General features: G+C 70.9%; 15 protein-coding genes and 1 pseudogene. 13 read left to right on the forward strand and 3 right to left on the reverse strand.

The annotated features are described in order from the left end of the window. Window positions 1-92 precede the first annotated feature (92 nt). From ACYVK7_RS22205 to ACYVK7_RS22220, 4 genes are read left to right on the forward strand one after another with little or no spacing between them, the layout of a single operon-like run. On the forward strand, window positions 93-1,016 hold the full coding sequence (locus ACYVK7_RS22205; RefSeq protein ID WP_460889898.1) for a carbohydrate ABC transporter permease: 924 nt from the start codon (window positions 93-95) through the stop codon (window positions 1,014-1,016). Continuing rightward, the gene (locus ACYVK7_RS22210) at window positions 1,009-1,956 is read left to right on the forward strand and encodes a carbohydrate ABC transporter permease (RefSeq protein WP_460889899.1); all 948 of its coding nucleotides are present in this window, start codon (window positions 1,009-1,011) and stop codon (window positions 1,954-1,956) included. Before ACYVK7_RS22205 ends, ACYVK7_RS22210 begins: the two co-directional genes overlap by 8 nt. A 40-nt stretch (window positions 1,957-1,996) precedes the next feature. Beyond that, a complete protein-coding gene (locus ACYVK7_RS22215; protein ID WP_460889900.1) occupies window positions 1,997-3,343 on the forward strand; it encodes an ABC transporter substrate-binding protein in 1,347 nt (448 codons plus the stop codon). 22 nt (window positions 3,344-3,365) lie between these two features. Beyond that, a complete protein-coding gene (locus ACYVK7_RS22220; protein WP_460889901.1) occupies window positions 3,366-4,970 on the forward strand; it encodes a UxaA family hydrolase in 1,605 nt (534 codons plus the stop codon). A gap of 8 nt (window positions 4,971-4,978) precedes the next feature. Here ACYVK7_RS22220 and ACYVK7_RS22225 read toward each other — a convergent pair whose 3' ends face one another. Then, a complete protein-coding gene (locus ACYVK7_RS22225; protein WP_460889902.1) occupies window positions 4,979-5,101 on the reverse strand; it encodes a hypothetical protein in 123 nt (40 codons plus the stop codon). A gap of 450 nt (window positions 5,102-5,551) precedes the next feature. Here ACYVK7_RS22225 and ACYVK7_RS22230 point away from each other — a divergent pair, with 450 nt between their 5' ends. From ACYVK7_RS22230 to ACYVK7_RS22240, 3 genes are all read left to right on the forward strand, one after another. Next, window positions 5,552-6,487 (forward strand): glycoside hydrolase family 19 protein, encoded by a 936-nt coding sequence (locus ACYVK7_RS22230; protein WP_460889903.1) that lies wholly within the window; start codon window positions 5,552-5,554, stop codon window positions 6,485-6,487. A 165-nt stretch (window positions 6,488-6,652) separates the two neighbouring features. Continuing rightward, the gene (locus ACYVK7_RS22235; RefSeq protein ID WP_460889904.1) at window positions 6,653-7,708 is read left to right on the forward strand and encodes an aldo/keto reductase; all 1,056 of its coding nucleotides are present in this window, start codon (window positions 6,653-6,655) and stop codon (window positions 7,706-7,708) included. Window positions 7,709-7,889: 181 nt separating this feature from the next. Continuing rightward, window positions 7,890-9,125, forward strand: a complete 1,236-nt coding sequence (locus tag ACYVK7_RS22240) for an NAD(P)/FAD-dependent oxidoreductase (RefSeq protein ID WP_460889905.1) — start codon at window positions 7,890-7,892, stop codon at window positions 9,123-9,125. A 7-nt stretch (window positions 9,126-9,132) separates the two neighbouring features. On the opposite strand, the gene ACYVK7_RS22245 is transcribed toward ACYVK7_RS22240, so the two are convergent. Next, the gene (locus tag ACYVK7_RS22245) at window positions 9,133-9,885 is read right to left on the reverse strand and encodes a TetR/AcrR family transcriptional regulator (RefSeq protein WP_460889906.1); all 753 of its coding nucleotides are present in this window, start codon (window positions 9,883-9,885) and stop codon (window positions 9,133-9,135) included. A gap of 104 nt (window positions 9,886-9,989) precedes the next feature. Here ACYVK7_RS22245 and ACYVK7_RS22250 point away from each other — a divergent pair, with 104 nt between their 5' ends. The 5 genes and pseudogenes from ACYVK7_RS22250 to ACYVK7_RS22270 all read left to right on the forward strand — a co-directional run. Next, window positions 9,990-10,487, forward strand: coding sequence for a nitroreductase family deazaflavin-dependent oxidoreductase (locus ACYVK7_RS22250; RefSeq protein ID WP_460889907.1), 498 nt, complete (start codon window positions 9,990-9,992; stop codon window positions 10,485-10,487). Further along, window positions 10,484-11,455, forward strand: coding sequence for an NAD(P)-dependent alcohol dehydrogenase (locus tag ACYVK7_RS22255; RefSeq protein ID WP_460889908.1), 972 nt, complete (start codon window positions 10,484-10,486; stop codon window positions 11,453-11,455). Before ACYVK7_RS22250 ends, ACYVK7_RS22255 begins: the two co-directional genes overlap by 4 nt. A gap of 28 nt (window positions 11,456-11,483) precedes the next feature. Beyond that, window positions 11,484-12,152, forward strand: coding sequence for a ThuA domain-containing protein (locus ACYVK7_RS22260; protein WP_460889909.1), 669 nt, complete (start codon window positions 11,484-11,486; stop codon window positions 12,150-12,152). A gap of 13 nt (window positions 12,153-12,165) precedes the next feature. Beyond that, on the forward strand, window positions 12,166-12,303 hold the full coding sequence (locus ACYVK7_RS22265; RefSeq protein WP_460889910.1) for a hypothetical protein: 138 nt from the start codon (window positions 12,166-12,168) through the stop codon (window positions 12,301-12,303). Continuing rightward, window positions 12,290-12,493: pseudogene (locus ACYVK7_RS22270) on the forward strand (type II toxin-antitoxin system PemK/MazF family toxin); the annotation flags it as partial. The gene ACYVK7_RS22265 and the pseudogene ACYVK7_RS22270, both read left to right, overlap by 14 nt. A gap of 311 nt (window positions 12,494-12,804) precedes the next feature. On the opposite strand, the gene ACYVK7_RS22275 reads toward ACYVK7_RS22270, so the two are convergent. After that, window positions 12,805-13,311, reverse strand: coding sequence for a tRNA (cytidine(34)-2'-O)-methyltransferase (locus ACYVK7_RS22275; RefSeq protein WP_460889911.1), 507 nt, complete (start codon window positions 13,309-13,311; stop codon window positions 12,805-12,807). A gap of 312 nt (window positions 13,312-13,623) precedes the next feature. Between ACYVK7_RS22275 and trpS the strand changes: the two genes are divergently transcribed. Then, complete coding sequence (gene trpS, locus ACYVK7_RS22280; protein ID WP_460889912.1) at window positions 13,624-14,754, forward strand: tryptophan--tRNA ligase; 1,131 nt, start codon at window positions 13,624-13,626, stop codon at window positions 14,752-14,754. The last annotated feature ends 21 nt before the right edge of the window (window positions 14,755-14,775 follow it).

The raw sequence follows: 14,775 nt of genomic DNA on the forward strand, positions 1-14,775 counted from the left end.
ACGATCCGGAGGACAAACGCGATGCGCCACCCGAACCGCGAGCCCGGACCTTGGCGGTCCGAGCCACCGCCCGCCAGAGCGGTGGTGAACCCATGTCAGTGATCCAGGAGCTCTCCCGCAGCAAACAGAGCGTCAGTCCACGGAGAAAGGGTGACGGGCGCTGGGCGCTCTTCTTCCTCGCGCCCTGGTTCGTCGGGCTCGTGCTCATCACAGCAGGGCCCATGGGCGCCTCGCTGTACCTGTCCTTCACGGACTACGACCTGCTCTCGCCGCCCCAGTGGGTGGGCCTCGAGAACTTCACGCGGATGTTCGAGGACCCGAGGTTCCTCAACTCCCTCGGCGTCACCTTCATGTACGTGTTCGTGTCGGTACCGCTGCAGCTCGCCGCGGCCCTGGGCCTCGCGCTGTTGCTCGACCGGGGAATGCGCGGGCTCGCCCTGTACCGGTCCGTGTACTACCTGCCCTCGCTGCTCGGCGGTTCGGTGGCCATCGCGATCCTGTGGCGCCAGATCTTCGGCGCCGACGGGCTGGTCAACCAGGTGCTCGCACTCTTCGGCGTGCAGGGCCAGGGCTGGGTGTCGCACCCGGACTACGCGCTGGGCACCCTCATGGCGCTCAACGTCTGGACGTTCGGCGCCCCCATGGTGATCTTCCTGGCCGGCCTGCGGCAGATCCCGCAGATGTACTACGAGGCGGCCTCGATCGACGGAGCGAGCAAGTTCCGCCAGTTCCGGTCCGTCACGCTGCCGCTGCTGACGCCGATCATCTTCTTCAACCTCGTGCTGCAGCTCATCGAGGCGTTCCAGTCCTTCACCCGGGCGTTCGTGGTGAGCGGCGGGAACGGCGGCCCGTCCGACTCGACGCTCCTCTACACGCTGTACCTCTACCTCAAGGGGTTCGGCTCGCTCGACATGGGCTACGCGTCGGCGATGGCCTGGTTCCTGCTGCTGATCATCGGTGGCATGACCGCAGTCAACTTCCTCGCCTCCAAGTACTGGGTCTTCTACGATGACTGACGCCTCCACGCCCCTCAAGACCGCCTCGCGCGCGGTGCCGCCGCCGTCGGACCATGACGGGATCGCGCCCGAGGACCACCGTCCGGCCGTCCGGCCACCCGGCCGCCACCTGCGTGCCAGGGTGGGGAGCCTGCTCAAGCACGCGGGTCTGATCGCCTTCGGCTTCGTGATGCTGTACCCGCTGCTCTGGATGCTGGCCAGCTCGTTCAAGCCGAACGCGCTGATCTTCCGGGAGCCAGGGCTCATCCCCACCGACATCGACCTGTCCAACTACACGGACGGGTGGAACGCGCTGCTGCACCCGTTCAGCCACTACCTGATCAACTCGGCGATCGTCGTGCTCGGGTCGCTGCTCGGAAACCTGCTCTCCTGCTCACTCGCGGCCTACGCGTTCGCGCGGCTCGAGTTCAAGGGCAAGCGGCTGTGGTTCGCGATCATGCTGATGTCGATCATGCTGCCGATCCACGTGGTGATCGTGCCCCAGTACGTGCTGTTCTCCCAGCTCGAGTGGATCAACACGTTCCTGCCGCTGATCGTGCCGAAGCTGCTTGCCACCGACGCGTTCTTCATCTTCCTCATGGTCCAGTTCTTCCGCGGGATCCCGCGGGAGCTCGACGAGGCGGCGACCCTCGACGGCGCCAACCACCTGCGCATCTACCTGCAGATCATGCTGCCGCTGTCGATGCCTGCCCTCGCCACCACGGCGATCTTCACGTTCATCTGGACGTGGAACGACTTCTTCAGCCAGCTGATCTTCCTCACCCGGCCGGAGATGTACACCGTGCCGATCGCGCTGCGGACGTTCGTCGACTCGACGGGCGAGAGCTCGTGGGGCTCGCTGTTCGCCATGTCGATCGTGTCTCTCATCCCCGTCTTCATCGCGTTCCTGTTCGGCCAGAAGTACCTGGTCAAGGGCATCGCGACCACCGGAATCAAGTAGCTCCGCGACAACGACGTCACTGTCACAGAAGGAGAAACACATGAGCATCACCGGCAACGGACTACCGACGAGGCGCGGCAAGCGCCTCGCCGCCTCGGCCGCGGGTATCGCGGCAGTGACCCTGGCTCTCGCGGGATGTGGGGGCGGCGACTCGGGCATCGGCGGCAGCGGCGGCGACGGGCCCGCCGCGGCCGAGGAGTGCCCCTGCGAGATCCGGTTCGCGTGGTGGGGGTCCGACACCCGCCACGAGTCGACGCAGCAGATCATCGATGCGTTCGAGGCGGAGAACCCCGACATCACCGTGGTACCCGACTTCACCGACTGGGACGGCTACTGGGACAAGCTGGCCACCTCGGTGGCCGCCGGCGACACCCCGGACGTCATCACCCAGGAGGAGCGCTACATCTCCGACTACGCCACCAAGAACGTGCTCGCGGACCTGAGCCAGCTCGACGTCGACACGTCGAAGGTGGATGACAGCGTCCTGGCGGGCGGCCAGATCGACGGTGCGCAGTACGGCCTCCCGACGGGCATCAACGCCTACGCGATGGTCGCCGACCCGGAGATCTTCGCCGACGCCGGCGTCGACATGCCCGACGACACCACCTGGACGTGGGAGGACTACGTCAGCACGGCGAACGCCGTCGCGAAGGGTGCCGGTGACGGCGTGTGGGGCGTGCAGGACTACGGCTTCAACGAGGCAGGCCTCAACGTGCTGGCGCGCCAGCGCGGCGAGACGCTGTTCACGCCGGAGGGCGAGCTCGGTGTCTCCGAGCAGACCGTCGCCGACTTCTTCCAGGTCTCGCTCGACCTGATGGAGGGTGGCGGCCAGCCGGACGCCGCCCGCACGGTCGAGTACCAGGCGGCCGGCCCCGAGGGCGGTCTGCTCGGTACCAACCAGGGCGCCATGGGCGTCTGGTGGACCAACCAGCTGGGCGCGCTGACGGACTCGTCCGGTCACGAGCTCGAGCTGCTCCGCCTGCCCGGCGAGACCGAGGGTGAGCGCACCGGCATGTACTACAAGCCGGCGATGTTCTACTCGGTCTCCGCGGACACCGAGTACCCGGAGTCCTCCGCGAAGTTCGTCGACTTCCTGCTGAACTCGCAGGAAGCCGCGGACATCATGCTGACCGACCGCGGCCTGCCCGCGAACACGGAGGTGCGCGAGGGCATCCTGGGCGACCTGTCGCCCACCGACCAGAAGATGGCCGACTTCATGGCGGACATCGAGGACGAGATCGTCGACACCCCGCCCGTGCCGCCGCACGGTTCCGCGGAGCTCGCCGACATCATGGAGCGCGTCAACACCGATGTGCTCTTCGAGCGCATCACCCCCGACGAGGCCGCGACGCAGCTCAACGTGTCGGGTGGGTGGTCGGTAGGATGAAACGGTTCATAGATTTCGAGAGGTGCCCGTGGCTGAGGTCGGTCTGCTCGTACTGCGTGAGGGTGACGACGTCGCCGTCGCCACCCGTGACCTGAGCCCGGGCGACCGGGCCGCCGCCCCGGGGGCGGGGCCGGTCGCCGTCCGGCAGCCGGTGCCGCGCGGGCACAAGATCGCGCTGCGGGCCGTGCCGGCGGGCGGCGAGGTGCACAAGTACGGGCAGGTCATCGGGGTCGCGACCGCAGACATCGCGCCCGGCGACCACGTGCACGCGCACAACCTCGGCTTCGAGGAGGGCACGCGCGAGGCGCCGCTGGGCGGCACGCACACCGAGCTCCCGGTGCCCGACGGCGCCCGCCCCACCTTCCGCGGTTACCGCCGGGCCGACGGGCGGGTCGGCACCCGTAACTTCGTGGCGATCCTGACGAGCGTGAACTGCTCGGCGTCGACGGCCAAGATGATCGCCGACCAGTTCACCGGCAGCGCCCTGGACGAGTTCGAGAACATCGACGGCGTCATCGCCCTGACCCACACGTCGGGCTGCGGCCTGGTGCCCGACTCCGAGGGCGGCCAGATCCTGCTGCGCACCCTGCGCGGGTACGCGGCCCACCCGAACGTGGCCGGCTTGCTGGTGCTGGGGCTGGGTTGCGAGATGGTGCCGGGTGCGGCGCTGTCGGCCCGATCGGGCCAGGTCGCCGACCTGGGGATGCCGACCCTCGGTCCGCCCGACGACGTGAAGCAGGGACTGCTCGCCGCCATCCCCGACGACACGGTGGTGCGCTCCCTGACCATCCAGGAGGCCGGCGGTGTGCGCGCGTCGGTGCGCGCGGGTGTCGCCGCCGTCCGCGAGATGCTGCCGCAGGTCAACGCACGCGAGCGGGTCGAGTGCGACGTGTCGGAGCTGGTGCTCGCGCTGAACTGCGGCGGCTCGGACGGCTACTCCGGCATCACGGCCAACCCGGCGCTGGGCTGGGCCTCGGACCGGCTGGTCGCCTACGGGGCGACGTCGGTGCTGGCCGAGACCCCCGAGGTGTACGGGGCCGAGCACCTGCTGACCGCCCGGGCCACCGAGCCGGCGGTCGCCAAGAAGCTGCTGGACCGGATCGACTGGTGGCGCGGCTACGTCGCGGCGGGTGGCGGCACGCTGGACAACAACCCATCGCCGGGCAACAAGGCGGGCGGGCTGACGACCATCCTGGAGAAGTCGCTCGGCGCGGTCGCCAAGGGTGGCCAGGCCGACCTCGGCGCCGTGTACGAGTACGCCGAGCCGATCACCGAGCGCGGGTTCGGGTTCATGGACACCCCCGGCTACGACCCCGTGTCCGTCACGGGCCTCGTCGCGGGCGGCGCCAACGTGGTGGTGTTCACCACCGGCCGGGGCTCGGTCTTCGGCTGCCGGCCGACGCCGTCCATCAAGGTGGCGACCAACACCCCGATGTACTCCGTGATGGCGGAGGACATGGACATCAACGCGGGCGTGGTCGTGGACGGCACCGCGACGGTCGCCGAGGTGGGCCGGCAGATCTTCGACCGCATCCTGGCGGTGGCCTCCGGGGAGCAGACGGTGAGCGAGGAGCTCGGGATCGGCGCCGAGGAGTTCATCCCGTGGCACATGGGCGCCGTCACCTGACCACGTGGCTACGGGTAGCTCACCACCTTGGCCGGGACGGTTTCCGTGCCCGCCGTGCGGGGGCCGACGCCGTTGACGACGTGCTCGTAGCTGCCCACCCCGCCGAGCGACACGGTGAGCAGAGAGTGCAATCCGCACCCCCGGCGTGACCGGCACCTCGAAGCCGTTGTCCGAGGTGATCGACGCGTCCGAGGCGAACACGCGGTACGACCCCAGGCCCCAGACCTGGTGCTGCCGTACGTCGTCGGCGACCTTGTACGCCGCCCGCCCCGGATCTGCGGCGTCCGCGCCGACCCTGGAGGACGCCGTGGCCGGTTGTCTGGTGGGTCTCGGTGACTTCGGTCCGTTGGGATGAGATCGGTCAGTTGATTGACCGATCTCATGGCAACCGACCGAACTCATCCACTCCCGCGGGTCAACCGACCGAACTCAGCCCCACGAGCGCACTCGCCGTGCTGTTCCTCCGTACGGGTCCTTCGTGTGGGAATCCCTCACGACCACCCCGCCTCGACCTTGCTAGGTTCCTGAACAAATCGGCCGTCGACGGCGACGGCCCAGAACCGGAAGCGAGGTGGTTCCCCGTGAGATCTCGTCGCGCACCGCTACTGATCACTGCTCTCGTCACTGCACTCCTGACCACGGCGGCCGCGGTCTCGGTACCGGCGGCCGCCGGTACCGCACCGGCGGGCACGACCGCCGTGGCGGACTGCGGGGCCCCGGCCTGGAGCGGTAGCGCCGTCTATGTCGGCGGCAGCCAGGTCACGCACGCCGGCGTCGCGTGGCGTGCCAAGTGGTGGACCCAGGGAGAGACTCCCGGCACGACCGGCGAGTGGGGGGTCTGGGAGCGTGTCGGAACGTGCGGGGGCGGTGAGGACCCGACGGACCCGCCCGGCACCGAGGACTTCCCGGTCAGCCAGACGCAGTTCAACCAGTTCTTCCCCAGCCGGAACTCGTTCTACACCTATGCGGGGCTCGTCGAGGCGCTCAGTGCGTACCCGGGCTTCGCCAACACCGGCAGCGAGACCGTCCAGAAGCGTGAGGCTGCCGCGTTCCTCGCCAACGTCTCCCACGAGACCGGCGGCCTGGTCCACATCGTGGAGCAGAACACGGACAACTACCCGCACTACTGCGACACCAACCAGCCCTTCGGGTGCCCGGCCGGCAACGACCAGTACTACGGCCGCGGTCCGGTCCAGCTGAGCTGGAACTACAACTACAAGGCGGCGGGCGACGCCCTCGGGATCGACCTGCTGAACAACCCGAGCCTTGTCCAGACGAACTCGGCTGTCGCCTGGAAGACCGGGCTCTGGTACTGGAACACCCAGAACGGCCCGGGCACCATGACGCCGCACGCCGCGATGGTGAACGGCGCCGGGTTCGGCGAGACCATCCGGAGCATCAACGGCCGGATCGAGTGCAACGGCGGTAACCCGGCCCAGGTGCAGAGCCGTGTCGACACCTATCTGCGCTTCACGAGCGCGCTCGGCGTGGACCCGGGCGGCAACCTGTACTGCTGATCCAGCTCGTCGTGGTGCGCGGGTGCACGTCCCCGCGCACCACGCGTCAGGAAAAGGGGCAGATCCAGCGCCCGGAGTGAGGGCAGAACAGGAAGTTTTACCGATGCGATCCCGTCGAGCCTCGACGGGGGACCGAGTGCGCGCCGCGCATGCCACGATGGCCGCATGCCCCTCGCATCCCGGTACCTCGCCGCCGACGACCGCTACGACACCATGCAGTACCGCCGCACCGGCCGCTCCGGCCTCGACCTCCCGGCACTCTCGCTGGGGCTCTGGCACAACTTCGGCGACACCAGCCCGTTCGACACCCAGCGGGCGATCCTGCGCTGCGCGCTGGACCTGGGCGTCACCCACTTCGACCTGGCGAACAACTACGGCCCGCCGTACGGCTCGGCGGAGGAGAACTTCGGGCGCCACTTCGCCGCGGACCTCAAGCCGTACCGCGACGAGCTGATCCTGTCGACGAAGGCCGGCTACGACATGTGGCCGGGGCCGTACGGCGACCACGGCTCGCGCAAGTACCTCACCGCCTCCCTGAACCAGTCGCTCACCCGGATGGGCGTCGACTACGTGGACGTCTTCTACCACCACCGGCCGGACCCCTCGACGCCGCTCGAGGAGACCATGGGTGCCCTCGCGTCGGCGGTGCAGCAGGGCAAGGCCCTGTACGTGGGCGTCTCCAACTACTCGCCTGCGCGGACGCGCGAGGCGGCGCGGATCCTCGGCGACCTGGGCGTCCCGCTGCTCATCCACCAGCCCTCCTACTCGATGCTCAACCGGCACATCGAGAACCCGGCGCACGAGGACGCGTACGACGGGCGGCAGACCGAGTCCCTGCTCGACGTCGTCGGCGAGCTCGGTGTCGGGACCATCGTGTTCTCCCCGCTCCAGCAGGGCCTGCTGACCAGCAAGTACCTCGACGGCGCGGCGCCGGAGGGGTCGCGGGCGGCACGTTCCGACTCCCCGTTCCTCTCGTCCGGTGCCCTCACGGAGGACTATCTGGGGCGCGCCAAGGCGCTCAACGAGATCGCCGTCGGCCGCGGTCAGACGCTCGCCCAGCTCGCGCTCGCCTGGGTGCTGCGGGACCGGCGCGTGACCTCCGCCCTGATCGGTGCGTCGTCCGTGGCGCAGCTCGAGGACAACGTGGCCGCGCTCGAGGCGGGGCCGCTGACCGACGACGAGATCGGGGTGATCGAGCCCTTGGCCCAGCCGCTCGGCTGAGCCCCCTCACCGCAACACCTGTGTCCCTTCCGTCGTCGGGCGGCGAAACCACACCGACCGTTCCGCCGCACTTCACCGCGTCGTCGCGCCGAATCGATCCGCGGGGCGGACGATGAGAGTATCCGCCGCTCGACGGGGAGGGGTACTGCAAGGTACTGCCCTGACCAGAAGGAGCACGAGCGTGCCCGAAACGAAGACCGCTACCGTCGTTGGCGCCGGCATGGTCGGCCTCGCCACCGCTTGGCACCTGCAAGAACATGGCGTGGAGGTGACAGTCCTCGACCGGCGCGGCGTCGCGTCAGGGGCCTCCTGGGGCAACGCCGGCTGGCTCACCCCTGGCATGGCGATGCCGCTGGCCGACCCGGCCCTCTGGGCCTACGGCCCCAAGGCGATGCTGGACCCCGACGCAGCCCTCAGTGTGCCCTTCCGGTTCGACCGCGCGCTCTGGGGGTTCCTCGCCCGGTTCATGGCCCACGCGACGCCCGGTGAGTGGCGGCGCGCGATGGCGGCCCTCACCCCGATCGACCGGATCGCGCTCGAGGCGTACGACGAGCTCGAGGCCGGCGGGGTCCACGCGACGTCGTACCCCAGCCGCTGGGTCGTCGGGTTCGAGCGGGAGCGGGAGTCGCGCCCGTTCGTGCACGAGCTGCGCGGCGTGGCGAAGGCCGGCCAGGAGATCCGGCTCTCACGGGTGCCCGACGGCGTCCGTGTGCCGCACCTCTCCCGGGCCGTCCAGTCGACCTGGACGCTGGAGGGACAGCGCTACATCGAGCCGGGCCCGTACGTCCAGGCGCTGGCGACGTCGGTCAGTGCGCGGGGCGCCAAGGTGCTGACGGACGCCCGCGTCGACGACATCCGGCCGGTCCCCGGCGGCGTCGAGGTCGCGGTGCACGGCCACGGCAGGATGCGGTCCGACACCGTGGTGATCGCCACGGGTGCCTGGCTACCCGGGCTGGCGGAACAGTTCGGGGTGCGGACCAAGGTGCAGGCCGGGCGGGGCTACTCGTTCAGCGTGCCGGTGGAGGGGCCGCCGATCGACCATCCCGTCTACTTCCCGGCCCGGCGTGTGGCCTGCACCCCGTACCAGGGGCGGTTGCGGGTCGCCGGGACCATGGAGTTCCGTGGGCCCGACGAGCCCTTCCAGCCGGGACGTGTCCGGGCGATGGTGAACTCCATCCGCGGCCTCTTCGACGGGGTCGATCTCGACTCCCGCGAGGACGAGTGGGTGGGCTCCCGGCCGGTGACGCCCGACGGGCTGCCGCTCGTCGGCCGGACCACTGCGCCAGGCGTCTACGTGGCCGGCGGCCACGGCATGTGGGGAATCGTGCTCGGTCCGGCGACGGGCCGGGCCCTGGCGACGATGATCACCACGGGGCAGACACCGGAGGAGATCCGGCCGTTCGACCCGCTGCGGTAGCGTCCGGTCAGCTCTCCTCGCGCGCGGCCAGCCGGTCGAGCCCGTCGAGGATGAGGTCCAGGCCGAACTCGAACTCGGTCTGGTCGTCGCACCAGCCCAGCGTGGGGCTGGTGCCCTCGTGCGCAACGGCGGCCAGCATCTCGACCATGTGGGGCAGCTCGTCGGCCATCTGCTCGAGCATGGCCGTGGCGGCGTCGTCGGCGCCCTCCTTGGCGCCGCCACCGCCTGCCGAGCCCGCCGCGGCGCCGTCCGGCTCGAAGAGCTCCTGGGAGAAGCCGAGTGCCCGGCTGCCCAGGGCGTGCATGGCGTGGTGGACCAGGTCGTACGAGAAGCCGCCCCGCCGCATCAGCCCGATGAGCGAGTCGTAGTACCGCACGACGTGGTGGCTGAACGACGTGCGGCTCTCCAGGACGGTCGACGCCCAGGGGTGGCGCAGCAGCACCGCGCGCGCCGTGAGGATCTGCCGGCGCATCGCGGGCTTCCACGAGGAGTCGGACGCGTCGTCGGGCAGGGCACCCAGAGCGCCGACGGCGTCCTGGATCTCCGCCGCGACGACGTCCACCACGCCGTCGAGCAGGTCCTCCTTGCTGGCGACGTGGTGGTAGAGCGACATCGCCTCGATCCCGAGCTCACGCGCGAGGCTGCGCATCGTGAGCGCCCCGAGACCCTCGCGGTCGGCCAGCGCGACCGCGGCCTGGAGCACGCGGCCGCGGCTCAGGGCGCTCCGCGGTGCTGTGCCTGCCGGCCCGGGTGAAGTCATGATGCCGCGATCCTACGTCGCGCCTTCCCTTGACGGGTCCGGCCGACCGACCTACCTTACGGCGTAAGGCTTACATCGTGAGCCTCCCCCGAGAAGGAGACGTCATGTGGGTCTGGATCCTCTGGTCGGTCGTGGCGTTGGTACTGGTAGCGCTCGTCGGCTTCATCGCGCTGGTGGTGACCATGCGCACCAAGAACCGGCGTGGGCTGCTGCTCGTCCGCCGGTTCGGCAAGCGGTTCGGCCGGCCCGTGGAGATGCGGACCGCGGGTGAGCCCGGTGCCTCCGCCGCGGTGATCCGACACGTCGGGCGCAGGTCGGGCGCACAGTACGCGACGCCGATCGGGGTGTACCCGATGGGAGACGACTTTCTCGTGTACCTGCCGTACGGGCGCGAGGTGGACTGGTTGCGGAACATCCTCGCGGCGGGATCGGCGGAGCTGCGGGCCGACGGGCGCACCCACCGGGTGACGCCGCGGATCGTCGAGCCGGCCGCTGCGCTGCCCCACCTGTCCGCGGCCGACCGCCGCGTCGCGCGCCTCTTCGGCGTCACCGACTTCCTCGTGCTGGAGCGTGCCGCGGTCACCACGGGCGGCGCCCCGTGAGGGCCGTGGTCCGGGACGAGTACGGTCCCGTCGACGTGCTGCGGGTGGCTACGGTGGCCCCGCCCGACCCCGGGCCCGGCGGCGTGGTGGTCCGTGTCCGAGCCGCCTCCTTGAACATGGCGGACCTCGACCACCTGCTCGGCCGCCCGTGCCTGGCGCGCCTCGGGACCGGGCTGCGCAGGCCGAGCCACCCCCGGGTGGGGGTCGACGTGGCGGGGATCGTCGAGGAGGTCGGGTCGGACGCGGCCGGGTTCCGGCCGGGCGACCGCGTCTGGGCCGACCTGTTCGAGACCGGGCACGGTGCGCTGGCTGAGCGGGTGGGAGTCCCGGCATCGGCCCTGTCGCCGCTGCCTGACGGGGTGTCGTTCGACGACGCGGCCACGGCCCCGCACTCCGGGTCGCTCGCGCTGCAGGGGCTGCGGGCCGCCGGGCCGATCCGGCCCGGCGAACGGGTGCTGGTCAACGGCGCCGGCGGCTGCGTGGGGCCGTTCGCTGTGCAGATCGCGAAGGCGCGGGGCGCCGTGGTCACCGCTGTCGACCACGGCGGCAAGCTGGACCTTCTCCGGGAGCTCGGCGCGGACGAGGTGATCGACTACACCCGCGAGGACTTCACGCGGGGCGACCGGCGGTTCGACGTCGTGCTGGACATCGCGGACACGCGGTCCGTCGCGGCTCTCCGTCGCGCCCTGGCGCCCGGCGGCCGGTACGTGCTGATCGCGCGGCGCCTCGGTTCCTTCGCGGAGAAGGCGCTGCTCGGCCCGGTGGTCGGCGGGCTGACCGGGACCCGGATGGGAGTCTTCTCCTGGCGTCCCAACCGGCGGGCGGACCTCGACGAGCTGGCCGGGCTCCTGGTCGCCGGCGAGATCGTGCCGCGGATCGACCGGCGCTTCGGGCTCGGGGAGGCGGTGGAGGCGTTCCGTCGGCTCGAGTCCGGCAGCGCGCGGGGCAAGATCCTGGTGGTGCCGTAGCCAGGGCACGTCGTGGCAGGATCGCACCGTGACGACGAAGCGCATCCTCATCCTGGCCGGCCGTGGACGTTACGAGGACCCCTGGCACGATCACGCGGCGACGTCGCACGCGGTCGCCGGGGTTCTCGGTGGGCTGGGCGAGGTCGAGGTGCGCGGACTCTTCCGGGACGCGCTCGACGACCTGGACACCGTGGACCTGCTGGTCGTGAACGGGGGTTCGGGGCGGCGTGACACGGAGTTCGACGGCTCCGACGGCGACTGGCTCGCCGTCCACGACCGCCTCGCCGCCTGGGCGCGGGCCGGCGGCTCGGTGCTGGGCCTGCACCAGGCCGCGAACACGTTCTACGACGCACCCGACTGGTCTGCTGTGCTCGGGGGGCGCTGGGTGCCCGGGGAGTCGATGCACCCGCCGATCGGCCCGGCCCGGTTCGAGCTGACGCAGGGGCACCCGGTCACGGACGGCCTGAGCGTGGTCGAGGCCTTCGACGAGCGCTACTGCCTGCTCCGGGTGGCACCGGGCGCCCGCGTCCTCGGCACCACCCGGGACGACGACGGCGCCGAGCAGCCCGTCCTCTGGGTCAACGAGACCCACGGGGGCCGCAGCGTGTACTCGGCACTGGGCCACGACGTCCGCTCGTTCGCGTCGGAAGGTCACCAGGAGCTGCTGCGCCGGTCGGCGTCCTGGCTGCTGTCGTAGCCGCCGTGCCGAGATGAGCTCGGCGTGCGGTGCCTCAGGGACCCTCACGCTGGAGGCCGAGCAGGCGATCGCGGAGTGGTACGACTCGGGCGAGGCCCAGGTCTGGGACGCGACTGTGGCCGACGGTCTGGAGCCCGATGTACCGCGGTGAGATCTGGTACGCGGACCTCGACCCGGTCCGCGGGTCCGAGACGAACAAGGTTCGGCCGGTCGTGATCGTGTCGAACGACGCGTACAACGCGGCAGCTCGTCGGCTCGGGCGTGGCGTGCTGACGGTCGTGCCGCTGACGAGCAACGTCACGCGGGTCCACTCGTTCCAGGTGCTCGTCTCGAAGCAGGGCTCAGGGCTGCCCGTCGACTCCAAGGCGCAGGCGGAACAGGTGCGTGCGGTCGACATGGCCGCCTGGTCAACCGCGTCGGAAAGCTTTCCGCGGATGAGGTTGCCGAGCTCGACGACGCCTTGCTGGTGCACCTCGGGATCTCGTGACCTGCTGTCCGTGAGCGAGGTGGGCATCGCGGTGCCCGACGTCGTGGGTACCGCCCACCGCCTCACCGACGCCGCCGTCGGCCGCGGACGGGTCGGAGATGTTCTGCCCTGCCGGGCACATCGCCAGGCCAGGGCGGCCATGTCACTTCTGCGGTCGCTCGCCCGTCACGCGCCCTCGGTGAAGCCCAGCTGGCGCCACACCTCGTACACCGCTATCGACGCCGCGTTGGTCAGGTTGAGCGACCGTCGCCCGGGCAGCATCGGGATCCGCAGCTCGTCGGTGACGCGCGGGTGGGCGAGCGCCTCCGGCGGCAGCCCGGTGGGCTCCGGACCGAACAGCAGCACGTCGCCCGGCCGGTACTCGACGTCGGTGAAGCGCGTGGTCGCGCGGGTCGTGAACGCGAAGACCCGCGCTTCCGGGAGGGCGTCGAGCGCCGTGTCGAGCGACGGGTGCACGTCCATGACGGCGAGGTCGTGGTAGTCGAGGCCCGCACGCTTCAGCTTGGCCTCCGACAGGTCGAAGCCCAGCGGCTCCACCAGGTGCAGCCGGGCACCGGTGACCGCCGCGAGCCGGATCGCGGACCCGGTGTTACCGGGGATGCGGGGCTCGAAGTAGACGACGTGGGCGAGCGGGGACTCGGGCAGCGCGGAGGCGTCAGGCTGGTGCGGCACAGCCCCATTCTCGCTGCCCGACGCCGGGCGATCGTGCTTGGTCCGCTTCGACCATGTGATCTGGCCTGCTCCGGGGCGCTGGACCATGCCGCACTGCATGCTGGAAGCGGACTTTCGTCGACCGTCCTTGTCCGGCCTCGCGCCCCCACCTATCATGAGCGCATGACGCACGGGCTCAACTGGTGGCGGCTGCACTCGCAGCCGTGACCTGACGCGCCCACCGCACAGACGTCCCGAGCTGCTCACCGCAGCCCGGGACTTTTCTGTGCCCGACGCCGTCCGTGGGCAGCTCCCCGAACAAGGAGAACCCACATGTCCGTCACCACCACGCCCGGGGCGACCGCGTCGCCGTCGGCCACCTCCGCCGGGCCGGCCCCCACCCGCTCCGTCGCCGCGGCCCGGGAACGCACCGCCGTGCTCGAGGAACAGATCGCCCGGAACCCCGCGGAGTTCCGCGTCCTGACCGGCGACCGGCCCACGGGCGCGCTGCACCTCGGCCACCTGCTCGGCACCGTGGCGAACCGCGTACGCCTGCAGAACCTGGGTGTCGAGGTGTTCCTCATCGTCGCCGACTACCAGGTCATCACCGACCGGGAGAGCGCCGGCGACCTGCCCGCCACCGTCCGCGAGGTGCTGCTCGACCAGCTCGCCGCAGGGGTTGATCCGGCGCGCACCACCGTCTTCACCCACTCCGCCGTGCCCGCGCTGAACCAGCTCCTGCTGCCGTTCCTGTCGCTGGTCACCGTCGCAGAGCTGGAGCGCAACCCCACGGTCAGGGCCGAGGCGGCCGCCGCCGCGGAGCGTGGTGGCCGGGGGATGAGCGGCCTGCTGTTCACCTACCCGGTCCATCAGGCGGCCGACATCCTGTTCTGCCACGGCAACCTCGTGCCGGTCGGCGAGGACCAGCTGCCGCACCTCGAGGCCACCCGGATGGTGGCCCGGCGCTTCAACCAGCGCTACTCGGCCGCCCGGCCGTACTTTCCCGAGCCCGACGCGCTCATCGCCCCGTCGCCCACCGTCCTCGGCGACGACGGCACCAAGATGTCGAAGTCGCGGGGCAACGCCCTCGAGCTGCGGGCCGGCGAGGACGAGACCGTGGCCTTCTTCCGGCGCGCGCGGACCGACGCCGACCGTGTGATCACCTACGAGCCCGAGAGCCGGCCCGAGATCGCGAACCTGCTCCAGATCGGCGCCCACTTCTCGGGGACGTCGCCGCAGGCGCTCGCGGACGAGGTGGGACCGGCCGGCGCGGGGCGCCTCAAGGCGGTGGTGACCGAGGCCGTCGTGGAGGGCCTGCGGCCCCTGCGCGCCCGACGTCGCGAGCTCGCGGCCGCGGGGCCCGGCTACGTCAGCGAGGTGCTGGCCCGCGGCAACGCACGGGCCAACGAGCTGGCCGACCGCACCCTGGACGACGTCCGGGGCCTGATGCGCATGCGGTACTGACCGCGGGCAGAGAAGATCCCC

The organism is Promicromonospora xylanilytica (genome assembly GCF_054782895.1).